This window comes from Janthinobacterium sp. CG3, from assembly GCF_000344615.1.
Lineage (GTDB): Bacteria > Pseudomonadota > Gammaproteobacteria > Burkholderiales > Burkholderiaceae_D > Janthinobacterium.
In genome coordinates, this window is the sequence record NZ_KB467824.1 from 3,593,825 (window position 1) to 3,614,987 (window position 21,163).

24 protein-coding genes are annotated in these 21,163 nt (G+C 67.3%); 14 read left to right on the plus strand and 10 right to left on the minus strand.

Going from position 1 to position 21,163, the window contains the following annotated elements; translation table 11 throughout:
* Positions 1–128: 128 nt before the first annotated feature.
* Positions 129–1,463 (plus strand): aspartate aminotransferase family protein, encoded by a 1,335-nt coding sequence (locus JANGC3_RS0115835; RefSeq protein WP_017877470.1) that lies wholly within the window; start codon positions 129–131, stop codon positions 1,461–1,463.
* Between the two features lie 41 nt (positions 1,464–1,504).
* On the opposite strand, the gene JANGC3_RS0115840 is transcribed toward JANGC3_RS0115835, so the two are convergent.
* From JANGC3_RS0115840 to JANGC3_RS0115850, 3 genes are all read right to left on the minus strand, one after another.
* The gene (locus JANGC3_RS0115840) at positions 1,505–2,356 is read right to left on the minus strand and encodes a fumarylacetoacetate hydrolase family protein (protein WP_017877471.1); all 852 of its coding nucleotides are present in this window, start codon (positions 2,354–2,356) and stop codon (positions 1,505–1,507) included.
* 14 nt (positions 2,357–2,370) lie between these two features.
* Positions 2,371–3,657 carry an MFS transporter gene (locus JANGC3_RS0115845; RefSeq protein ID WP_017877472.1) on the minus strand — a complete coding sequence of 429 codons (1,287 nt, stop codon included), beginning with the start codon at positions 3,655–3,657 and terminating at the stop codon, positions 2,371–2,373.
* Positions 3,658–3,961: 304 nt separating this feature from the next.
* Positions 3,962–5,359, minus strand: a complete 1,398-nt coding sequence (locus tag JANGC3_RS0115850) for a KamA family radical SAM protein (RefSeq protein WP_051068385.1) — start codon at positions 5,357–5,359, stop codon at positions 3,962–3,964.
* Positions 5,360–5,707: 348 nt separating this feature from the next.
* Between JANGC3_RS0115850 and JANGC3_RS0115855 the strand changes: the two genes are divergently transcribed.
* Both JANGC3_RS0115855 and JANGC3_RS0115860 read left to right on the plus strand, forming a co-directional pair.
* On the plus strand, positions 5,708–6,172 hold the full coding sequence (locus tag JANGC3_RS0115855) for a cache domain-containing protein (RefSeq protein WP_017877474.1): 465 nt from the start codon (positions 5,708–5,710) through the stop codon (positions 6,170–6,172).
* A gap of 60 nt (positions 6,173–6,232) precedes the next feature.
* The gene (locus JANGC3_RS0115860) at positions 6,233–8,011 is read left to right on the plus strand and encodes a methyl-accepting chemotaxis protein (RefSeq protein ID WP_017877475.1); all 1,779 of its coding nucleotides are present in this window, start codon (positions 6,233–6,235) and stop codon (positions 8,009–8,011) included.
* Positions 8,012–8,067: 56 nt separating this feature from the next.
* On the opposite strand, the gene JANGC3_RS0115865 is transcribed toward JANGC3_RS0115860, so the two are convergent.
* Positions 8,068–8,634, minus strand: a complete 567-nt coding sequence (locus JANGC3_RS0115865) for a DNA-3-methyladenine glycosylase (protein ID WP_026133050.1) — start codon at positions 8,632–8,634, stop codon at positions 8,068–8,070.
* Positions 8,635–8,876: 242 nt separating this feature from the next.
* On the opposite strand from JANGC3_RS0115865, the gene JANGC3_RS0115870 reads away from it, so the two are divergent.
* The 3 genes from JANGC3_RS0115870 to JANGC3_RS0115880 all read left to right on the plus strand — a co-directional run bounded on the left by JANGC3_RS0115870 (position 8,877) and on the right by JANGC3_RS0115880 (position 12,007).
* Positions 8,877–9,743: an HDOD domain-containing protein gene (locus JANGC3_RS0115870; RefSeq protein ID WP_017877477.1), complete on the plus strand. Its 867-nt coding sequence runs from the start codon at positions 8,877–8,879 to the stop codon at positions 9,741–9,743.
* A gap of 78 nt (positions 9,744–9,821) precedes the next feature.
* Positions 9,822–11,030 (plus strand): DUF2863 family protein, encoded by a 1,209-nt coding sequence (locus tag JANGC3_RS0115875; protein ID WP_026133051.1) that lies wholly within the window; start codon positions 9,822–9,824, stop codon positions 11,028–11,030.
* Between the two features lie 191 nt (positions 11,031–11,221).
* Positions 11,222–12,007 (plus strand): enhanced serine sensitivity protein SseB C-terminal domain-containing protein, encoded by a 786-nt coding sequence (locus JANGC3_RS0115880; RefSeq protein ID WP_017877479.1) that lies wholly within the window; start codon positions 11,222–11,224, stop codon positions 12,005–12,007.
* A 33-nt stretch (positions 12,008–12,040) separates the two neighbouring features.
* On the opposite strand, the gene JANGC3_RS0115885 is transcribed toward JANGC3_RS0115880, so the two are convergent.
* Both JANGC3_RS0115885 and JANGC3_RS0115890 read right to left on the minus strand, forming a co-directional pair.
* On the minus strand, positions 12,041–12,388 hold the full coding sequence (locus JANGC3_RS0115885; RefSeq protein ID WP_017877480.1) for a hypothetical protein: 348 nt from the start codon (positions 12,386–12,388) through the stop codon (positions 12,041–12,043).
* Between the two features lie 250 nt (positions 12,389–12,638).
* Positions 12,639–13,181, minus strand: a complete 543-nt coding sequence (locus tag JANGC3_RS0115890) for a hypothetical protein (RefSeq protein WP_017877481.1) — start codon at positions 13,179–13,181, stop codon at positions 12,639–12,641.
* A gap of 226 nt (positions 13,182–13,407) precedes the next feature.
* Between JANGC3_RS0115890 and JANGC3_RS0115895 the strand changes: the two genes are divergently transcribed.
* Together JANGC3_RS0115895 and JANGC3_RS0115900 are read left to right on the plus strand one after the other, a co-directional pair.
* Positions 13,408–14,109 carry a S24 family peptidase gene (locus JANGC3_RS0115895; RefSeq protein ID WP_157406673.1) on the plus strand — a complete coding sequence of 234 codons (702 nt, stop codon included), beginning with the start codon at positions 13,408–13,410 and terminating at the stop codon, positions 14,107–14,109.
* A gap of 168 nt (positions 14,110–14,277) precedes the next feature.
* A complete protein-coding gene (locus tag JANGC3_RS0115900; RefSeq protein ID WP_017877483.1) occupies positions 14,278–15,222 on the plus strand; it encodes a GGDEF domain-containing protein in 945 nt (314 codons plus the stop codon).
* 22 nt (positions 15,223–15,244) lie between these two features.
* On the opposite strand, the gene JANGC3_RS0115905 is transcribed toward JANGC3_RS0115900, so the two are convergent.
* A complete protein-coding gene (locus JANGC3_RS0115905) occupies positions 15,245–15,439 on the minus strand; it encodes a hypothetical protein (protein WP_017877484.1) in 195 nt (64 codons plus the stop codon).
* 69 nt (positions 15,440–15,508) lie between these two features.
* Here JANGC3_RS0115905 and JANGC3_RS0115910 point away from each other — a divergent pair, with 69 nt between their 5' ends.
* Positions 15,509–15,940, plus strand: coding sequence for a DUF1801 domain-containing protein (locus JANGC3_RS0115910; protein ID WP_017877485.1), 432 nt, complete (start codon positions 15,509–15,511; stop codon positions 15,938–15,940).
* 14 nt (positions 15,941–15,954) lie between these two features.
* On the opposite strand, the gene JANGC3_RS0115915 is transcribed toward JANGC3_RS0115910, so the two are convergent.
* Complete coding sequence (locus JANGC3_RS0115915; RefSeq protein ID WP_017877486.1) at positions 15,955–16,878, minus strand: alpha/beta fold hydrolase; 924 nt, start codon at positions 16,876–16,878, stop codon at positions 15,955–15,957.
* 56 nt (positions 16,879–16,934) lie between these two features.
* On the minus strand, positions 16,935–17,441 hold the full coding sequence (locus tag JANGC3_RS0115920) for a DNA-deoxyinosine glycosylase (RefSeq protein ID WP_035788743.1): 507 nt from the start codon (positions 17,439–17,441) through the stop codon (positions 16,935–16,937).
* Positions 17,442–17,540: 99 nt separating this feature from the next.
* On the opposite strand from JANGC3_RS0115920, the gene JANGC3_RS0115925 reads away from it, so the two are divergent.
* Both JANGC3_RS0115925 and JANGC3_RS0115930 read left to right on the plus strand, forming a co-directional pair.
* Entirely contained in the window at positions 17,541–17,978 is a 438-nt protein-coding gene (locus tag JANGC3_RS0115925) for an Mpo1 family 2-hydroxy fatty acid dioxygenase (protein ID WP_026133053.1), read from the plus strand.
* A gap of 163 nt (positions 17,979–18,141) precedes the next feature.
* Positions 18,142–18,600, plus strand: a complete 459-nt coding sequence (locus tag JANGC3_RS0115930) for a glycine zipper 2TM domain-containing protein (protein WP_017877489.1) — start codon at positions 18,142–18,144, stop codon at positions 18,598–18,600.
* A 20-nt stretch (positions 18,601–18,620) separates the two neighbouring features.
* Here JANGC3_RS0115930 and JANGC3_RS32795 read toward each other — a convergent pair whose 3' ends face one another.
* On the minus strand, positions 18,621–18,761 hold the full coding sequence (locus tag JANGC3_RS32795; RefSeq protein ID WP_157406675.1) for a hypothetical protein: 141 nt from the start codon (positions 18,759–18,761) through the stop codon (positions 18,621–18,623).
* Between the two features lie 208 nt (positions 18,762–18,969).
* Here JANGC3_RS32795 and JANGC3_RS0115940 point away from each other — a divergent pair, with 208 nt between their 5' ends.
* The 3 genes from JANGC3_RS0115940 to JANGC3_RS0115955 all read left to right on the plus strand — a co-directional run bounded on the left by JANGC3_RS0115940 (position 18,970) and on the right by JANGC3_RS0115955 (position 21,162).
* Positions 18,970–19,905 (plus strand): DMT family transporter, encoded by a 936-nt coding sequence (locus tag JANGC3_RS0115940; RefSeq protein WP_017877491.1) that lies wholly within the window; start codon positions 18,970–18,972, stop codon positions 19,903–19,905.
* Between the two features lie 8 nt (positions 19,906–19,913).
* Complete coding sequence (locus JANGC3_RS0115945; protein WP_017877492.1) at positions 19,914–20,402, plus strand: GNAT family N-acetyltransferase; 489 nt, start codon at positions 19,914–19,916, stop codon at positions 20,400–20,402.
* Between the two features lie 580 nt (positions 20,403–20,982).
* Positions 20,983–21,162 (plus strand): hypothetical protein, encoded by a 180-nt coding sequence (locus tag JANGC3_RS0115955; protein ID WP_017877494.1) that lies wholly within the window; start codon positions 20,983–20,985, stop codon positions 21,160–21,162.
* The last annotated feature ends 1 nt before the right edge of the window (position 21,163 follow it).

The following is a 21,163-nucleotide window of genomic DNA, read 5'->3' on the forward strand; positions in this document are numbered from 1 at the left end:
GACATTAAAAAAATTACGTTTGGAAAATATTCGCACAAGTACCGGAAAAAATCAAAGAAATCGATGCCAATCGCGTCTATTGTCAGCGTTCCAGTCGCACCGCCGCGACCAACCGCCAAGGGGAAGCCATGAGCCATCTGATCCACCGCAACCTGCGCCAGCAGCCGCCGCTGGCGGCCGGCGCCGGCGGCATGTACCTGTACGACCGCGACGGCAAGGCCTACCTCGACGCCAGCGGCGGCGCGGCGGTATCGTCGCTGGGCCACGCCCACCCGCACGTGCTGGCGGCGATGCACCGCCAGACCGACGCGCTGGCCTACGCCCACAGCGGCTTTTTCAGCAGCGCGCCGGCCGAGGCGCTGGCCGCGCGCCTGGCGGCCGACGCCCCGGGCGACCTGGACCGCGTGTACCTGGTGTCGGGCGGCTCGGAGGCGATCGAGACGGCGCTCAAGCTGGCGCGCCAGTACGCCGTCGAATCCGGCCAGGGCGAGCGCGGCGTCTTCATCGCCCGGCGCCAGAGCTACCACGGCAACACCCTGGGCGCGCTGGCGCTGGGCGGCAACGAATGGCGCCGCCGGCCCTTCGCGCCGCTGTTGATCGACGTGCCGCACGTGGCGCCCTGCTACGAATACCGCGACCGCGCGCCCGGCCAGAGCCGCGCCGACTACACCGCCGCCCTGCTCGCCGAGCTGGAGGACGCCATCCTCGCCGCCGGACCGGACCGGGTGATCGGCTTTTGCGCCGAAACCGTAGTCGGCGCCACCGCCGGCGCGGTGCCGCCGACGCCCGGCTACTTCAAGGGCGTGCGCGCGCTGTGCGACAAGTACGGCATGCTGTTGATCATCGACGAGGTCATGTGCGGCATGGGCCGCACCGGCAGCCTGTACGCCATCGAGCAGGAGGGCGTGGTGCCGGACCTGGTGGCGCTGGGGAAGGGCTTGGGCGCCGGCTACCAGCCGATCGGCGCGGTGCTGGCGCGCGGCCACGTCGTCGCGCGCCTGCGCGAGGGCAGCGGCGCCTTCCAGCACGGCCACACCTACATGGCGCATCCGGTGGCGGCGGCGGCCGCGCTGGCGGTGCAGGAGGTGATCGCCGGCGAGCACCTGGTGGACGCCGCCGCGCTGCGCGGCGCCTCGTTGATGTCGCGCCTGCGCGAAGCCTTCGGCGCGCACCCGCACGTGGGCGACATCCGCGGCCGCGGCCTGTTGTTGGGAATTGAATTGGTGCGCGAGCGCGACGGCAAGGAGCCGTTCGCGCCGGAGCGCCGGCTGCACGCCGCCGTCAAGGAGTGCGCGATGGCGCGCGGCCTGATGGTGTACCCGATGGGCGGCACCATCGACGGGCGCCGCGGCGACCACATCCTGCTGGCGCCGCCGTTCATCGCCAGCGAGGCCGACCTGTCGGAGATCGTCTCGCGGCTGGCCGACGCCCTCGACGACGCCGTCGCCGCCGTCACGCGCTAAGGCGCGCCGCCCCGGGTGTCAAGGGCGCCGCGCCGGCGCCATCAAAACGCCTGGTAGGCGATGACGTCCGATTGCTGCTCGCCGAGGCCGGCGATGCCCAGGCGCAGCGTGTCGCCTTTTTTCAGGAAACGCTGCGGCTTGCGCCCGGCGCCCACGCCCGGCGGCGTGCCGGTGGCGATGACGTCGCCCGGTTCCAGCGTCATGAACTGCGACAGGTAGCTGACGATCTGCGCGACGCTGAAGATCATCGTTTCGGTGTTGCCGGTTTGCATGCGCTTGCCGTTCAGTTCCAGGTACAGGTCGAGCCGCTGCACGTCGACCACCTCGTCGCGCGTCACCAGCCACGGTCCGACCGGGCCGAAGGTGTCGCAGCCCTTGCCCTTGTCCCACTGCGGGCCACGTTCGAGCTGGTAGGAGCGCTCGGACAGGTCGTTGACGACGCAATAGCCGGCCACGTAGTTCAAGGCCTCTTCCTCGCCGACGTACTGCGCGCGGGTGCCGATGACGACCCCCAGCTCGACTTCCCAGTCGGTCTTTTTCGAGCCCTTCGGCAGCATCACCGCGTCGTCCGGTCCGGACAGGCAGCTGGTCGCCTTCATGAAGACGATCGGCTCGGCCGGCGCCGGCAGGCCGGCCTCGGCGGCGTGGTCGGCGTAGTTCAAGCCGATGCCGATGAATTTGCCGACGCGCGCCAGCGGCACGCCGAAGCGCGGGTTGCCGCGCACCAGCGGCAGCGTTTCCGGGTCGAGCTTGTTCAGCTTGCGCAGCGCCTTGTCCGACAGCTGGCCGGCGTCGATGTCGGCGATGACGCCGGACAGGTCGCGCAGCTTGCCGAATTCATCGATCAAGCCGGGTTTTTCTTTGCCGGGGCGGCCATAGCGAACCAATTTCATATTCTTCCTTCGAGTCATGTGAGTGCCGTGCAGGGCGCCATTTTACCGGATGCCGAAGCGCCGCCGTGGCGGCGCAGGAAAAACCGCAGCAGCCCGGGCAGTTGCAGCACGATCAACAGCGCGAACGCGACCTGGTAAGCCTGCGCCGGATACTGCCGCGCCGCGTTCGGCGTCCAGAAGCACAGGATCATGCCGAAGCCGGCCTGGACCAAGAAAGCGCCGACGAAAATGAGCAGGTTCAGGCAGGTGGCCGCGCGCCCGGCCAGCGCCGCCGGCACGCTTTGCGAAACGATCGCGTATTCCAGGCCGGTGATGGTGCCCACCAGCGTGAACGCGATCGCCAGCCACAGCATGTTGGGCCCGTAGTCGCACACCAGCGCGCACTGCACCGCGACGAAGACGACGATGCCGCCGGCGGCCACGCTGAGCGGCGGCACGCCGCGCCGCGCGGCCGCCTCGGCCAGCTTGCCGACGCCGACCGCGCCGACGATGACGGCGCCCATGCTCAGCGCCAGCACCCTCGCCACGGCGGGCGCCGGCAGCTTGACGACGTCGCCCAGCCATTGGCCGATCCACAGCCCCTGCACGCCGAAAAACACGGCGTGCGGCACCAGCATCAGGGCGATGGTGTCGCGGAAGGCGCGGTTGCGGTAGACCTCGCGCAGCGAGTCCAGCGTCACCGGCCGGCGCTGCGCGCCCAACTCCGGGCTGGGCGCCCAGCGGTGCACCAGCAGGCTGACCAGCAAGGCCGCCACGGCCAGCGCGTTGAACACGCCGCGCCAGTCGATCGACTGCAGCGCCAGCTCGACCGGCTGGGTGGCCGAGGCCGAACCCAAGCCGCCGATGGCGATCAGGTAGCCGTGCACCGCCGGCAGCTGGACCGGCGGCACCCAGGTCGAGATCGCCTTGACGGCGGACATGAAGCTGCCGCCCAGGCCGGCGCCCATGACGACGCGCGCCAGTATCAGCGCGCCGAAGCTGTGGCCGTGGCTGAACATCAGCACGCCCAGCGCCGCCAGCAGCAGCAGCAGCGACTGCACTCTGCGCGGGCCGTAGCGGTCCAGCGCGACGCCGATCGGCAGTTGCACCAGCGCGAAGGACAGGAAGAAGGCGCTGCTGAGCAGCGCCACTTGCAGCTGATTCAAACTCAACTCCGCCTGCAGGTGCGGGGTCAGCACGGCGTTCACCGTGCGCAGCAGGCAGGACAGGTAATGGCCCAGCGCGAACGGCAGGAACACCTGGAAAAACACGGCCACCCCGGGCATCTTCCCGGCCGGCCACCGCGGTTGCAGCTTGACCATCACGTCCTCCTTGTTGAGGGCACGGCGGCGCCGCCCGGGTCGGGCCGCATCACCGTTATTGCATCGAGATACCATCGATATACGGCTGGAATACCGCGCGCGCGCCGGGCAAAGGCGGGGGCCGAATTGCTCCCGGCCCGGCGGCTTTTTGGCCGGGCAGGCGCGCCGGGCCGCGCGCGGTTGGGCCGCGCATTGACACCCCGGATTGTGCGACTGGTATGACTGGTGCGGCTGGTATGACTGGTGCGGCTGGTGCGGCTGGTGTCGCGCGTGCGCGCCGTGCGGCTGTGCGGCGCGGCGCGCGCTACGCCAGTTTGCTGTCGCCGCAAGCGTCGCCGGCGCCGCCGTGGCCGCGCCCGGCCGGTTGCAGCGGAATCACCTTGCGCGGCGCGTCGGCGTCCTCCTCGAAGAAGAATTTCTTCTCGCCGAAGGCCGGCTTCAGGTGGTCCAACCAGGTCGCCGACGGGTCGAACTTGGCGTAGAACGGCTTGCGCACCCAGTCCGGGTTGCGCGCCTGCAGGAACTGCAGCGCGAACAGCTTTTCGCCGCCGATGGTGACGACGCCGTCGATGACGACCTTGCCGGGGAAGGCGCTCATCGACGGCCCGCGCACCGTGCGCGACAGGCCCGACACCATCTGGTAGGCGGCCTGGAAGATCTCGTGCGCCTTCGCCAGCGGCAGCTGGAAGTATTCGCTGGGGCCGGTGTCGCGCTCGACGAACATGTAGTAGGGAATCGCGCCCAAGCGCACCCCGGTCTGCCACAGCTCGGCCCAGCCTTTGGGGTCTTCGTTGATGTGGCGGATCAGCGGCCCCTGCATGCGCACCGTGGCGCCGGTGCCGACGATGCGCTTGACGGCCCGCTGGGCGATGTCCTGGCGCAGTTCGACGGCGTGGCTGTAGTGCGCCATCACGGCCAGGTTTTTGCCGGCCTTGACGACCCGCTCGAACAGGCGCAGCAGGTCGTCGGCGTCCTTGTCGCTGACGAAGCGCTGCGGCCAGTACGCCACCGACTTGGTGCCGATGCGGATGTTCTGGATGTGCGCCAGTTCCGGCTGCAGCAGCGGCTCGATGTAGGCGGCCAGCGAGCGCGTGTTCATGATCATCGGGTCGCCGCCGGTGATCAACACGTCGGTCACCTCCGGGTGCAGCTTCAGGTAGGACACCAGTTCGCCGGACTCGCTGGCGTCGAACTTCATGTCCTCCATGCCGACGAACTGCGGCCAGCGGAAGCAGAAGGTGCAATAGGCGTGGCAGGTCTGGCCGGAGCTGGGGAAAAACAGCACCGTCTGGTCGTACTTGTGTTGCAGGCCGCGCAGCGGCGCGTCGTTCACGCGCGGCACGTTGTGCGTCATCTGCCCGGCCGGGTGCGGGTTCATGCGCATGCGGATGCCGTGCACGAAGCGGGCGATGGCTTGCGGATCGCGTTTGAGCAACACCAGGTCGCGCAACTGCGCGTATTCGGCCGCCGGCAGCATGTCGCGGTGCGGGAACGTCAGGCGGTAGATCGGGTCGTCCGGGATGTTGCTCCAGTCGATCAGGTGGTCCATCACGTACTCGTTGGTGCGAAACGGCAGCACGTGCGAGACCACCTGCACGGCCTCCTGCTGCTCGGCGCCGAGCAAGCCCCACTGGCGCGACTGGACGATGCTCTGGCGCGTGTAGGGCTTGAATTTGGCTGGCACGGCGCCGCTGCTGGCGATGGCGGGGCCGCTGGCGGCGGTGGCGGTGTTGTTGGTGGTGGTGGTGGTGGTCAAGGCGCTCTCCAATCAGGTGTCGGTAACCGGCGGCGCCCGCCTTTGCCGTGGCGGACCCCAGTGCGGCCCCGCTGTTTGTGCGTTCGGGCCATGTTTCGATGGTAGGCCGACGACGCGAAAAGTTCTTGTCGCACATCAATTGTTTTCCACTCGGAAATTGTATTCGGGGCTCGGACGAGGCCTGATTGTTCTAGCGCAATCCATGTGGGCGGCGCGGGGGGTACATTACATTCATGCACATGAGCAACATTCGCCATGCCGCCGCCCCCCCCCCCCCACCAAAAGGAGAACACCATGCAACGCTTATTCGCCGCCACCGCTCTGTGCCTGGCCCTGTCCGCCACCAGCTCCGGCGCCTTCGCCAACGCCGAGCCGACCGAAAAAGACGCCATCGCGATGGCCGAAAAAGGCGCCGCCTTCATGAAGGCGCACGGCAAGGAGGAGATGATGAAAAAAATCAGCGCCAAGGACCCCGAGTTCATCCAGGGTTCGCTGTACGTCGACATGCGCGACATCAACAGCGGCATCGTGTTGGCGCACCCGGTCAACCAGTCCATCGTCGGCAAGGACTTGACCGACGTGCCCGACGCCAACGGCAAGAAATACCGCCGCGAGATCATCGAACTGGCGCAAAAGAAAGGCAAGGGCTGGGTCGACTACCAGTACAAGAACCCGACCAGCGGCAAGATCGAGCCGAAAACCACCTACATCCTGCGGGTCGGCGACGTGGTGCTCGAGGCCGGCATCTACAAGAAATAAGCCGCGGCTCCCGCCATGCCGCGGCAGCCCCGAATGACGCCACTGGCGGGAGAGTGAACCATGTTGAAGAGTTTGCGTATCGGTCCGAAACTACTGCTGGCGCCCTGCCTGGTGCTGCTGCTGCTGGTGGCCACGGCGGCCGGCGCCTATTACGGCATGGTGCGGCAAAACCGCTCGATGGAAAACCTGGCGCAGGTGCACATGGGGCGCATGAGCGCCGCGGCCGACGTCGCCGGCGACGCCAAGTACGTGCACGCCAACACCTACCAGTTGCTGTCGTGGATCAGCGGCAGTTTCGCCCAGGCCAGGCTGGACGGGCTGATGCGGCAGATCAAAAGCAAGCACGGCGCCATCGAACAGCAACTGGCGCGCCTGGCGGTCGCCGCCGCGCCCGACGAGGCGGCCCTGCTGAAGGACGCCCAGGGCGCGCTGGCCAGTTACCGCAAGGCCGTCACCGAGACCATGGAACTGGCGCAGATGGACCTGTCGATCGCCGCCAATTCGATGGCCAAGGCGGAGAAGCAGTTCCTCGCGCTCAACGAGCAACTGGCGCAGCTGGGCGCGCTGGAAAAACGCCTCGGCGCCAGCGCCCACCAGCAGGCCAAGGCCGAGTTCAACGCGCTCGGGCTGGGCATGGCGGCGCTGGTGCTGCTGTCGATCGCGCTGTCGCTGGTGGTGACGATCTGGGTGCGCCAGGCGATGCTGCGCGACATCGGCCTGATCTCCGAGGTGGTGCACGAGCTGGCCGACGGCAGCCTGATCGGCGCGGCGCGCAACGACGGGCGCGACGAGATCGCCCAGACCTCGCGCCTGCTCGACCAGAGCATCGCCCACTTGAACCAGACGCTGCGCACCATCGTCGCGGCGGTGCAGTCGATCGACCAGGCCTCGCATGAAATCGCCGACGGCAACCTGGACCTGTCCGGCCGCACCGAGGTGCAGGCGGCCGCGCTGGAGCAAGTCGCCAGCGCGATGGCCAGCCTGACGCTGGCGGTGACGCAAAACGCCGGCAACGCCAAGCAAGCGTGCGCGTTGGCGGCCGACGCCGCCGCGCTGGCGCTGCGCGGCGGCAGCGCCATGGGCCAGGCGGTGACGACGATGGAAACCATCCGCGCCCATTCGCGCCAGATCGTCGACATCACCTCGGTGATCGACGGCATCTCCTTCCAGACCAACATCCTGGCGCTGAACGCGGCCGTCGAGGCGGCGCGCGCCGGCGAGCAGGGCCGCGGCTTCGCGGTGGTCGCCGCCGAGGTGCGCAACCTGGCGCAGCGCTCGGCCGCCGCCGCCAAGGAAATCAAGGCGCTGATCGCCACCTCGGTCGGCACCATCGACGACGGCAGCGTGCTGGTGCAGCAAGCCGGCGCCAGCATGGCCGACATCGTCGCCTCGGTGCAGCAGGTCAACGAGGTGATCGGCCGCATCAGCGCCGCCAGCGCCGAGCAGGCCGAGGGCATCGGCGACGTCAACGAGGCGGTCGGCAAGATGGACGACATGACGCAGCAAAACGCCGCGCTGGTCGAGCAGGCCGCCGCCGCCGCCGCCAGCCTGCAAGACCAGACCGCGCGCCTGTCGCAGGCCGCGCTGGTGTTCAAGATCGACGCGCCCGGGACGGCGCCGGCGACGGCGCGCTCGGCGGCGGCGGCGGCGGCGGCGCGCTCGGCCGGCACGGCGGCGGCCGCCGCCGCCGGCGCCGCGCGGCCCCCGGCCAAGGCGCCGGCCCGCGCCGCGCTGAAGGGCGACCTGGAGCGGCGCGCCGACGGCGGCCCGCTGCGCGGCGGCGCCAACGCCGACCGCCGCAACGCCCCCGGCTGGGGCGGCCAACGGCGCGACGGTTGAGGGCGGCAGTTAAGCCGGTTTTGTAGCTCGGGTTAGCGGCCCGCCAACGTCGCGGTTTAGCGCAGCGGCCGACTCAGGAAGCGCGAGCCGGCCAGGCCGAAACGCCACGGCAGCTCGACCGCCTTGGAAATGCCGATGCGCGGCCCGGCCACGATATCGGGCGTCTCGGCGCGCGCGCTCAGCTGGAACGGCGCCGCGTCGAGCGCCATGTCGTTGAGCCCGGCGTCCACCGCCAGCGCCTGGCAGAGCCGGCCCGGCCCGGCGCACAGCAGGCGCGCGTCGGCCAGGCCGCGCCGGCTGCGCATCTGCGCCAGCCCGGCCAGCGGCTCGATCGCGCGGATCAACACGCCGGCGCCGTGGCCCTCTTCGCGGCAGACGACGTTCAGACACCAGTGCAAACCGTAGGAGCGGTACACATAGCTGCGCCCCGGCGGCCCGAACATCGGCGCGTTGCGCCGGGTCGGGCCGCCGAAGGTGTGCGAGGCCGGATCGGCGCGGTCGTAGGCCTCGGTCTCGACGATGCGCCCGCCGACGCCGCCGACCAGCAGCGTGGCGCCGATCAATTGCTGGGCCACATACAACGAGGGCGCGCTAAAATCAATGCCGGGAAGCAGGATAGTCATGCGCCCGATTGTATACCGGCGGCGGCCGCCGCGCTTCTTATCGAATCGGCATGATGGACGCGCCGACATGCCGCCACGACGGCGCGGAAACACGCCGGCGCGTGCATTTCTTTAAAAAAATATCGACTTTTTTCAAGGCGCCGCCCAGGAATACAAGCAATTGCCGGCAGTAAACAGCGATAATCGGGTGTGGCGCGCCGGCGCCGCGCGTATACCCATGCAAGCCTGACCTGAAGACAACGATGACGAAAGTGGCAGCCACAGCGAAAGCAGACGAAGACGATCCGGTCGCGGCCCTGATGCGCTCGCTGCGCATCCCGCCCCGACCCAGCCTGCTCGTCGACTTGCAGCGCGAGCTGGCCGAGCCGGACCCGTCGCCGCGCCGGGTCGCCAAGATCATCGCCAACGACGTCGGCATCTCCGGCGCCCTGCTGAAGCTGGCCAATTCGCCGTTCTACGGCGCCGCGCGCAAGGCCAAGTCGGTCGAGCAGGGCATCAACTTCCTCGGCGTGAACCAGTGCAGCGCGCTGGTCACCGGCATGCTGGCGCGCCAGGCGGTCGAGGCCGAGGGCGTGTCGCTGAACGAATTCTGGGACGTCTCGGCCAAGCGCGCGCGCGCGCTGGTGTTCACCTCGCGCAAGCTGCGCATCGCCCCGCCCGACATCGCCCACACCTTCGGCCTGTTCTGCGACATCGGCGTGCCGCTGCTGATGAACCGCTTCCCCGACTACGTCAACACCTTCGAGGCGGCCAGCAACGACGCCGAGCATTGCTTCACCGTCATCGAGGACGCGCGCCACAACACCAACCACGCGGCGATCGGCTGCCTGCTGGCGCGCAACTGGGGCCTGTCGAGCGACGTCTCGTGGGCGATCCTGCTGCACCACGACTACCGCGTGCTGCAAGACCCGGCCACCGACGACGCCATCCGCTCGCTGGTGGCGCTGTCGCTGCTGGCCGAAAAGGGCATCCAGCGCTACCACGGCAACAGCAACTCGCTGGAGTGGGACAAGGGCGGCGCGCTGGCCTGCCGGCACCTCGGCCTGAGCGACGAGGAAACCGACGAGCTGCTCGACGAGCTGCACGAGATGTTCGACAGCGACCACTAAGGCATTCCAGCACTGCGCTACCGACCCGACCCGGCGCGCCCCCCCTACCACCCCGCACAGAACGATACCGATACCACCATGCCAAAAAACAAGCGCCCCGCGCCCCGCAAATCGAGCGACACCGCCGCAGACAAAGACGATGTGCTGACGCAATCGCTGTGCGACCTGGCGCTCGACCTGGTCGAGCAGGAAGACAGCGACACCATGAGCGAGGTGCTGCGCCAGAAGGAAGTCGAGTTCCAGCGCATGATCCGCAAAAACCTCAACCAGAAGAAGGACGAGGTGCTGTACGAGGCCATCGAGCGCGCCAAGTACGAGGACGTCGGCGCCTACCAGTACCTGCGCGGCCACATCGAGGAGGCCGCCTCCACCGTGCTGATCCGCCGCGAGGGCGCGCCGACGATAGAGATCAACGCCTTCGTGGTGCCGCTGTTCGTGCACAGCACCGGCGGCTTGCGGCAGGAGCAGGGTTTCCAGGACCAGGACGCGTTCGAGCAACTGGTGCAGAGCTTCCAGCAGGCGGGCCTGGAAAGCCCCAAGGCCAAGGTGGTGCTGATGAACCACGCCTACGACCTCGACGAAATCGACCGCATCACCTACAGCCACCTCAACGAGATGGTGCGCGACGCCTGGGCCTCGATGACGGACAAGAAGGTGACGGCGACGCCGGCGCTCGAGCGCAGCATCGCCGGCTGGAGCGACAGCGGCTTCGGCGCCGGCGACGCCGCCGTCGAATTGCGCTTCCTGCTCGGCTTCGCGCTCAAGCGCGCCGACGATCCGTTTTACCAGGCGCCCGAGGAGGAAGCCGCGGCCGACGCTTATTTCGCCGCGCGCATGGCGCGCTACCAGGCCTGGACGGTGCGGGTGGCGCCGTTGCTGCAACGCTGCCTGGCGGCCCCCGGCGCGGCGCCGGAGATCCATTTCCTGTACCAGGACCTGTTCCACGGCGGTAAGGAACAAGGCATGGCCGAATACTTCATGCTGCAAATGATGGCCGAGATCAACGCCGCGCTGCGGCAACACGGCGTCGCCGCCGGGCAGGCCGGCGCCGTGGTCGGGCCGGCCGACGTGCGCGGCGACATGGTGCTGCGGGTCAACCTGTACGCGGCCGGCGGCGCCCTGCTGGCGTCCTCGGAAAAGCCGCTCGACCTGGCCGCCGACCTGGCGGTGGAGGTCGACGACATCGCCGACGCCCTCGCCACCCTCGGCGTGCGCGACGTCGCGGTGGCGCTGCGCTTCGACGGCGCCGGCCTGGCGCTGGAAGCGCAGCCGTACCAGCCGCGGTAAGCGGCGCCGCCCCCACCCGGGGCCCGCCTCGTCGGCCCTGGCGTGCGCCATCCGGCGGCGCGCCCGCCCTTCGCGGCATCCTCTGATCGTCGACAAGCGAAGCGCCGGCCATCGGCGCTAGACTTTCCACTCACATGGGAAGCGCCGGCGGCTGCGCTTCTTCCGTTCTTCATCGCATTCACGGAGGTCGCATGCAAGGTGCAGAGAGCCATCTGGAACAGTCGTTGCGCCTGGCGGCGGACGACCCGGCGCAACGCGTCCATTTCTACCGGGCGCTGCTCGACGCCGACATCTACGTGGTCGGCGAAAGCGAGCCGGGGCCGTTCGGCGACGTCGACCCGGGCGAGTCGATCTCGATTCAAAACTGGACCCGCAGCGACGGCTCCACCATCATCCCCTTCTTCAGCTCGGTGGCGGCGCTGCAGCGCGCCGTCGACGCCGATTGCAACTACCTGCAACTGTCGGCCCGCTCGCTGTTCGAGATCACCAAGGGCGCGGCGCTGGTGCTCAATCCCAAGTCGCTGTACGGCAAGGAGTTCCTGCCCGAAGAGGTCGCCACCATGCTGCGCGACGGCGCGCCAGCGCCAAGCGGGGCGCGGCTGGCGGCCGACGCCACCCAGGTGTTCCTGGGCCAGCCGCAGCGCTACCCCAGCAAGCTGGTGGACGCGCTGACGACGCTGCTGGCCGGCTGCGCCAACGCCCGCGCCGCCTACCTGTCGCTGATGCTGGCGCCCTCGCTCGACAGCCAGCCGCACCTGCTGGTGGGCCTGGACGCCGACGGCGACACCGAACAACTGCTGCGCCGGGCCGGCGCCGTCGCCGCCGCCGCCGCGCCGCCCGGCGAGCCGGTCGACCTGACGCTGGTGGTGGCCGGCGAGGACAAGCTGAGCGACTATTTCCTCAACAGCGTGGCGCCGTTCTACGAGCGCAGCTGGGGCGCCCGCCTGCACCACGGGCCCGGCGCCGGCCACGCGTAGCGGCGCGGGCGGCGGCGGCGGCGGCCTGCGGCGTCATTTGCGGTCGCCGAAGTAGCGCCGTTTCAGCGCGCCGATGAGGTCGGCCGAGTTAATCTCGATAAACAACTGACGGCCGATCGCCAGCGCGAACAGGCCGACCAGGAACTCGACGCCGGCCTGCACCTGCGCGCCGCCAATGCTGAAAAACTCGATCAACGCCGGCGCGACGTAGACCGCGCAGGCGACACCGGCGGCGAACGAGATCAGCTTTTGTGAACGGCTCGGACCGTCGCCGAGGAACTTCAGCGAAACGGCCGCGCCGACCGCGCCCGGCAGGTACGCCAGCGCCGGCGCGATGAGCGCGGCGCCGAGCGCGGCGATGGTGGATACGGGTTCTGCCATGTCTACCTCCATAAAAAAAACCCGCCGGGGCGGGTTGGGTTGAGCGTGCGTGTGAATTAGCTTGAAGATAAAAAAAGACCGCGCGGCGATCCGCGCGACCGGCGTTGTTGTGCGCACGTGGTGGCGCCGGTGGCGGCCTCAATCTGCGCTAATTTCCCCTATCGGTGCCGCGCCGGCTGACGCGACTATTACGAGTGAGGAAAGTGTGTATCGGGTGGTTTCATTCAAATCTCTGTCTCCCCAGCATTTTTTAGCGCCGGCGCCGCCCCAGCAGCCGCGCCGCGCGCGCGCCGTGCGTCTGCAGCAGGCCCTCCAGTTCGCCGACCATCTCCTTGATTTTTTCCCGCTCAAAACTGCCCGGGCAGCTGACCGGCGCGTCGCCGCTGCCCTGGCACGCGGCACAGGCGACACGGCGTGACGGCGGCGCGATGCCGGTGCCGCCGCAGCGCTTGCATTTGCCGTCGAGCCAGTGCGCCAGCGAGGCCTCGGCGACCCGGCGGTACAGCGTGTTGGCGGCCTGTATGTCCCAGGCGGTGTTGGCCTTGGCCCAGCGCCGCGTCCGCCCCGTCTCGCCAACCTTGGCGGTCCATACGCGCAACAGTTGCGCCAGATTGCCCGAGTTGCCCTCGGACAGGCGGTTGACGCTGCCGTCGGCGTATTTCACGCGGCACAGCAACGCGCCGAGGTCGCCGGCCCGTGCGGCCGCGCCGATAGCGTCCAGATCGTGGTGGAACTCGTCGTCACGCAGATCCCGCGAGCTTAGCGATGCGATGAATTGTTCGGAAAATCCCATGATGTTTCTCCCTGTAAGGCACGCCGCCCGGCGCGCAGAATAATGCCTGTGTGCTTGCGCGGACCGCCCCTCGGCCGCGTCGCTGGGGCGGTGATGGCTCTTGCATCGCACATCCCTTGCTCCGGTGTATTCACATCAGGACTCGACTTTAGCGATTGATAATGCTAAAGTCAAGCATTTGGTAATTTATCAAACGGTAAATTTAAGGTGTAATGTCGATATGGATATGTATCAATACAGACGCGACCGCCTGCTGGCCCTGCTACGCGACCAGTACGGCAACATGCGCAAGAATATTGCCGACGCGAGCGGCTGGAGCGAGGCGCGCATGTCGCAAATTTTGTCGCCGACCTACCGCGACGGCCGCGCCTTCAGCGAAAAAATCGCGCGCAAGCTGGAGGCCGACCTAGCGATTGAAACGATGTACTTCGACCAGGGCGCCGCGCCGGCCGAGGCCGCCCCGTTGCCCGGCCTGCGCCCGGTCGTGGTGGCGGAAATTGACGACGAGCGCTTTTGCGCGATCCGCAAGGTCAGGCTGTGCCTGTCGGCCGGCATCACCGGCTTCAGCATCGAGCCGGAGAGCTACGACGGCAGCATGATCAGCGTGCCGCGCACCTGGGTCGAACGCAACGGCTTCCAGCCGGAGCGCCTGGTGGCGATCAAGGTCAAGGGCGAAAGCATGGAACCGGCCCTGTTCCAGGACGACGTGGTGATCATCAACACCGCCGATACCCAGCCGGCCGACGGCGTCGTGTTCGCCGTCAACTACGAGGGCGAGGCGGTGGTCAAGCGGCTGGCGCGCGACATCGGCCAGTGGTGGTTGACATCGGACAATCCGGACCAGCGCAAGTACCACCGCAAGATGTGCCGCGGCAACGAGTGCCTGATCGTCGGCCGCGTGGTGCGCAAGGAAAGCGACCGTATTTGAGCCCCGCGAGAATTCTTCAATGAATTTATCAATTATCACGTCGACTTTGCCGTGCGCTGCAAGCCGCTCGCTTGACGCGCAGGCGCGGCAGCCGGGGCAAATCGTCGGCGCCGGAAAAACCCCCGTATAATATGTTGCTTCATTCACCACGTCGTTGCGGGATCGCCAATGTTAAGCCGCCTTCGCGAAGAGCTCGCCAAGACCAAACTGTTTGCCGACGTCCGCTTCGACGCGATTGCGCACCTGCTCGACAGCTGCGGCGTGATCGAGGTCGCGGCCGGCGCCGTCCTGCTGGAGGCGGGGATGCCCAACGACCAGCTTTACGTGCTGTTGGAGGGGCAGCTGGCTATCCACCTCACCACATCGGCTCAACCGTCGTATGTGCGGCTGGGCGCCGGCGAATGCGTCGGCGAGATGTCTATGATCGAAGGCAGGGAGACCTCGGCGCAGGTGCTCGCCAGCGCCGCCAGCCGCCTGCTGGTGATTCCGCGCGACACGATGTGGTCGCTGATCCACGCATCCCACGCGATCTCGCGCAATATGCTGGTCATGCTGTCCAGCCGCGTGCGCCAGGGCAACGAAGCCGTCAGGGACGGCATGCACCGCCAAAACGAGTTCGAAAGCATGGCGCTCGTCGACGGCCTGACCGGCCTGCACAACAGGCGCTGGCTGGAGCAAGCGTTCCGGCGCAAAGTCGAGTCCAGCCTGCAAGAGGGCAAACCCTTGTCGGTGTTGATGATCGACATCGACCACTTCAAACGCGTCAACGACACCTACGGCCACCTGTCGGGCGACCGCTCCTTGCGCGCGGTGGCGCTGGCGCTGAACGACAACCTGCGCCCGGGCGACCTGTTGGCGCGCTACGGCGGCGAGGAATTTGCCGTGCTGCTGCCGGACACGGCCGGTCCGCAAACGGCGCTCGTCGCCGAGCGCCTGCGCCTGGCGGTGGCCGAACCGGCGGCGGCGCCCGGCGCGCTGCCGCACCGGCTGTCGATCTCGCTGGGCGACACGCAATTGCGCGCCGGCGACACGCTCGAAAGCCTGCTCGAACGCGCCGACTGCGCCCTCTATATGGCCAAGACCGCTGGCCGCAACTGCGCGCGTTCGGCCTAGCGGACTCGGACCAGGCCTAGGACTAGTTTGCGGCCGGATTCAATTGCAGCCTGAGTAGGACTTCCTGGCCGCCCTTGACGACGGCCGTCGCCGACGCCGGCGCGCAGCCATCCACGGCCACGCCGATCTGGTACACCCCCTCCGCCGGCGCCGCCAGGCGGAACGTGCCGTCGGCGCTGTCTAGGCGCGGGGTATGCCAATGTGCGGGATCAGGCATACAATGGGTGGGCGTAACCGGGGAGTGCGGCGAGGCGCGACAACAAGCACGAAGAAAGCGACGACAACCATGACGAAAACCAAGGGCGAAGGGGAGCAAGAAATAGCAGGAGACTCCGCCTCCCAGCTGATAGACGCGAAAATCAAGGAGTTGGGTGATTGGCGCGGCGAAACGCTAGCCCGGCTGCGCGCCCTCGTCAGGCAGGCCGACCCCGAAGTGGTCGAGGAGTTGAAGTGGCGGGGGGTGCCCGTGTGGTCGCACGCGGGAATTATCTGCACCGGCGAGACGTACAAGCATGCCGTGAAGATGACCTTCGCCAAGGGCGCCGCGTTGGACGACCCGTCGGGTCTGTTCAACGCCAGCCTCGACGGCAACACCAGGCGCGCCATCGATTTCCATCAGGACGACGCGATTGATGAAAAGGCGTTGCAGGCGCTCATCCGCGCCGCCGTGGCCTTGAACACCGCCTCGGCCGCCCAGCGGCGCCGGCCACCAGCGTAGACGGCCGAAGAGCGCTATCGCTGCGTCGATGCTTCCACTTGGCCGCCTCCGCTGACGTGCTTGAGCATGTGTTCATTCAAGAATTTCGCATACCGTTCCGGTTGTTCCAGGTCTGGAAAGTGTCCGCAATCCTCGAAATGAATAATCTCCGCATGCGGCACGCAATCGAGCAGTGACTGCGCGTTGGTGGCGCGATGGGAGCGATCCGAGCCGCCCCACACCATGGTGCAAGGCGTGCGCGCCACCTTGACGGCCGAGATCGCCTCACGAAGCAGACCCTGCACCACGCCGGCAAGGCAGAAACAGGCGCCTCGGGCAAGCGCGTGGTGGGCGTGGCGGCGATAAAAAGTCCGGTCGGTGCCGCGGGGCAATGCCATTGCATACCACGCATTCGTGGTCTTCAGACGAAAGGCCCATGCGGCCAGTTGGCCCAACACGGGTATCCTCAACGGCCACGGCACCGTGCGCATGGTCCAGGCGTGCATCGCGGACAAGGACGGGGTCTGCGCAAGGAACAGGCTAGCGATACGCCGCGGCGCGATTTGCGCCGCGCGCAAGGCGTAGAAACCGTTGGCGCAGCTAAACGCCAGGGTCGCCTGGCGGATGCCGAGCGCATCGAGGACATCCAGCACCGCCCTCGCCCCCTGATCCAAAGAATGGCGATAGGATGAGGATGGCAGCGACAACCCGAAACCGGGCATGTCGAAGCACACCAGCCGATAGTCCCGAACCAGCAACGCTGACAAGTGTTCATAGTGTTCAACCACGTTCGGGCCGTCTGGCACGACCACCACGCATGGCTTGCCTGAACCCGTGTCCAATACCCGAATCGATCCGCTCGGGCTGTCGATGATCCTCTTCGCCGGCGAAGCAGCGATGGCAGCCATCCGGCCCGACGCGGACCAGCGCGTCAACAAACTATCAAGTAAAGCAATCATATGAGCGGGCCAAGAATCGCAGACCCGCTACCTTACAGCAGAAACGCGAACAGCCGTCAAAGCGATGGCTGATTAACCAGCTGCCGCCATGCCTGCAATTTTTGCTCGAAGCTAACACTGGCATGTGCTGGCGAGGAAGAGGGCAGAATGACTGTTCGATAGCCCGCCGCGGCGAATTGCGGGGCGAACTTGCCCGAGGTTTGGCCATTGAAGCCCACCGTTTCCAGCCGCGGGCACAGCTCGCGCAGGCGGGCGAAGTCGTTGGCGGCGGGCTTGCGGATGGCGGAGTCGAGGCTGCCCGCGCGCTCGCAGGCGCCCAGTACGTCCCACAGGCCGAAGCCGTGCGCCAGCAGGCGCGGCAGGCGCTCGGCGTAGGGCAAGCCGGCCAGGTCCTCGCCGGTCAGCGCCGACAAAATCGGCCACAACTGGTTGCGCGGATGGGCGTAATACTGCTGCGCGGCGAGCGAGGCCGCGCCGGGGAAACTGCCCAATATCAGGATACGGGTGGCGGGCGCGAGCACCGGCGCCAGGCCGGTGAGGGAAGGAGCGGATGGGGTCGGCATGGCCGTCATTTTAACGGATGGCGCGCGCCGGCGAGGGCCGCGATGTTCCGGTGTAGAATTTGCCGGCACGGCCCAAACCAACAATAACGGAGACTATCCATGCCAGAGCCAAGAACCATCGACACCCTGCTTGCCCGCTACAGCGAAAGCCACTTGAACCCCGCCAACGAAGTGATCCATTTCGTCTGCGTGCCGGTGATCGTGTTCACCCTGCTCGGCCTGCTGTGGGCGGTCCATCCGCTGGCGGCGGTGGCGGCCAGCGCGGCCGCGCTGCTGTACTACTTCACACTGTCGAAACCGTTTGCGGCGGGCATGCTGCTGATGGCGGCGGCCATGCTCGGCCTGCTCATGGCGATGCCGCCCGCCGCCGTGCTGCCGCTGTCGCTGGCGATTTTCGTGCTGGCGTGGATCGGCCAGTTCATCGGCCACCAGATCGAGGGCAAGAAGCCGTCCTTCCTCGACGACCTGCGCTTTTTGCTGATCGGCCCGCTGTTCGTGCTGGGCTTCCTTTACCGCCGCCTCAGGCTGGCCTATTGAAGATCCGCGCATGCCGCCGCGGCCGCATGCGCCGGCAAGCTGAGCGGTAACAGATTCTTACTTCTTCACACTAGTTGCCCAAACAAATTATCGATATGCTAAGCATGCTGGCTCGACGCGCGCGCCGGCCCCATCCAACCAATTTCGTCCTATGGAGTTACGCATGAAAGCACTGATGACGGCCGCCCTCGCCGCAACCCTGGTCGTGGGCCTGAGCGCCTGCGTGGTCGCGCCCAATTCCGGCAGCGTCTACAACGCCCGGCAGGCGCAAAACGAGCAGTCGGTGCGCATTGGCAGCGTCGAATCCATACGCGAAGTGATGATCGACAAGGGCAACAGCGGCACCGGCACGCTGGCCGGCGCGGCCCTGGGCGGCTTGGCCGGCTCGGCCATCGGCGGCGGCAACGGCGCGGTGGCGGTCGGCATTCTGGGCGCGGTCGCCGGCGGCCTGGCGGGCCAGAACGTGGAAGCGAACATGATGAAACGCAAGGGTTTTGAAATCACGGTGCGGCTGGACAATGGCGAACTGCGCGCAATCACCCAGGACGCCGACGAAATGTTCCGCGCGGGGGAGCGGGTGCGCCTGCTGTCGAACGGCCGCACCACCCGCGTCACGCACTGACGCCGCCGGCCCGGCGGCGCCTAGGCGAACGGTCCGGCCGCGATCAGCGCGTGGCCGTGGCCGTCGGCCAGCGCCACCACCAGCGCGGCCGCCGCGACGATGTAAGCGAACAGGCTGGCCACTTTGAGTTGCAGCGGGAATTTCATGGAATGACCTTTCATGGAATTGCGCCGGGGCGCGTGCGGGGCGGATTGCAGCGCGGATTTACTTGCAATTCCCATAATAATTCAGGCATTGCTATAAAAGTAAGCAAGCCGCCCGCCCCTGCGCTGGCTCAACCGCCTAGGACCAAATGCGCCACAAGCGGCCGCCATCGTGGTAAAACATAGACACCGGGCAAGATGTTGTAAAAAACCATATACTGCCCGGATGTCTTCTCCCCTCCTCTTTCTTATCGCCTCCCTGATCTGGGGTTCCACCTTCTGGGCCATCACGCTGCAACTGGGCGAGGTCGCGCCGGCCGTCTCGGTGATGGTCCGCTTCGGGCTGGCCGCGGCCGTGCTGTTCCTCTGGTGCCGCCTGCGCGGCGACCGCCTGCGCCTGCCCTGGCGCGCCCAGCGCTGGCTGATGCTGCAGGGCTTCGCCACCTTCGGCTTCAGCTATGTCTGCACCTACAGCTCGGAGCAGTACCTGGTGTCGGCGCTGGTCAGCGTGCTGTTTGCCTTGATGGTGTTCTGGAATCCGCTGTGCAACCGCCTCGCCTTCGGCACGCCGCTGACCTGGCGCACCTGGTGCGCGGCGGCGGTGGCGATGTGCGGCGTCACCCTGCTGTTCTATCCGTCGATCCGCGCCTCGTGGCAGGCAACGCTGAACGGCGGCAGCGGCCGCTTCATGCTCGGCTTCGCGCTGGCGCTGGCGGCCACCATCTCCAGCTCGGTCGGCAACGTCATCGTCGTCAAGGTGCGCGAACAGTCGTCCAACGTGCTGCTGACGATGGCCTGGGCGATGCTGTGGGGCAGCGCCCTGGTCGCGCTGTGGGTCCTGGCCACCGGCCAGTCGCTGCAACTGCCGGCGACGCCGCGCTATTGGATCGGCCTGCTGTACCTGGCGCTGTTCGGCTCGGTCGTCGCCTTCGGCGCCTACTTCACGCTGATCGACCGCATCGGCTCGCAAAAAGCCGTGTATGTCGGCGTCGTCACGCCGGTCATTTCGGTGCTGCTGTCGATCCAGCTGGAACAGTACCGCCCCGGGCCGGGAGAATGGGCCGGCATGCTGCTGTGCCTGTCCAGCGTGGCCTGGGCGCTGCGCGCGCCGACGCCAACGCCGACAGCGCCGGCCGCCAGCGCCTCGTTGACAAACCCATAGGAGACATCATGCAAGCAAGCTTTATTATCCGCCCGGCCGAGCCGGCCGACGTCGACGCCATTTACGCCATGATTTATGAATCGGCCCAGTTCGGCGGCGTGGAACAGCTGCTCGTCGCCGACGCCGCCATGCTGGGCCAGGCCCTGTTTGGCGCCAGCCCCGGCTGCGAGGCGCTGGTCGGTTGCGTGGACGGCGCGCCGGTGATGATCGCGCTGTTTTTCCACACCTTCTCCAGTTTCCAGTGCCGCAAGAGCCTGTATCTGGAAGACTTGTACGTCCGGCCCGCCGCGCGCGGCCTCGGCTATGGCAAGCAGATGCTGGCGACGCTGGCGCAGCTGGCGCTACGGCGCGGTTGCAGCCGTTTCGAGTGGGGCGTCATGAGCTGGAACGACAACGCCATCCGCTTTTACCAGGGCGTCGGCGCCGACGTGTTGCCGGACCTGCGCATCTGCCGCCTCAGCGGCGCGGCCCTGGCCGCCTTGTCCGACGCCGCCTGACAAAGCGTCGGGCAAAAAAAATCCCACGTGCATACAGCGCCGTGGGGGAAACCCATTGTTAAGTGGGAGGGGAGGGTTGATTCAACGGGTTCAATATAACCCGCGTCGAAAGCGTCTTCGCTCGTCTTTACATTTGCTTACCGTGCTTACCGGCGGCGTTACACTTCGCGTGTTGCGCGACGCCCACGCCAGCCGGCGCCGGCGACGCTGGCTGTCAAGCCTATCTTCTCGGCTCTACCAGCCCGCCGTGCATGCCGACGCTGGGCTGGAGCGCGCTATCGGACTCACCGCCCCGCTTCGACCTCATCCATATTTGATATGCCTTGACGCAGGCGGCGCAAACTAAAATTGTTGCAGTTACAAGCATGCCGATCTCCTCGGATAACGCTGACAAAAGGCGGGCAAGCCCCGGGCGAAGGTCCATTTTGCGGCTTCGGGCGGCCGCCGCCTTGCGGGAACTCAAACTCCGCGCTGGCGCGCGCGCCGCCGCGAAGGCGCCGGCCGCTTGATTCGGCGCAAGGATGGCGCCGCCGCGCTCCCACAAAATGGGGCTGCCGCCAACGACCACGGAGTACGCACCATGAAAATATTGCCCAATCCAATCGCCACGCTCGTCTACCGCGCCTATCTGCGCGCGCGGCTGACGCGTTACACGCGCGACTTGCAAGCCATCGCCGCGCAACGCGAAAACGATTTCCATGCGGAGCGGATCCTGCACCGCGAAGTCGTGGCGGTACGTTCCAAACTGCTGTCGCTGTAAT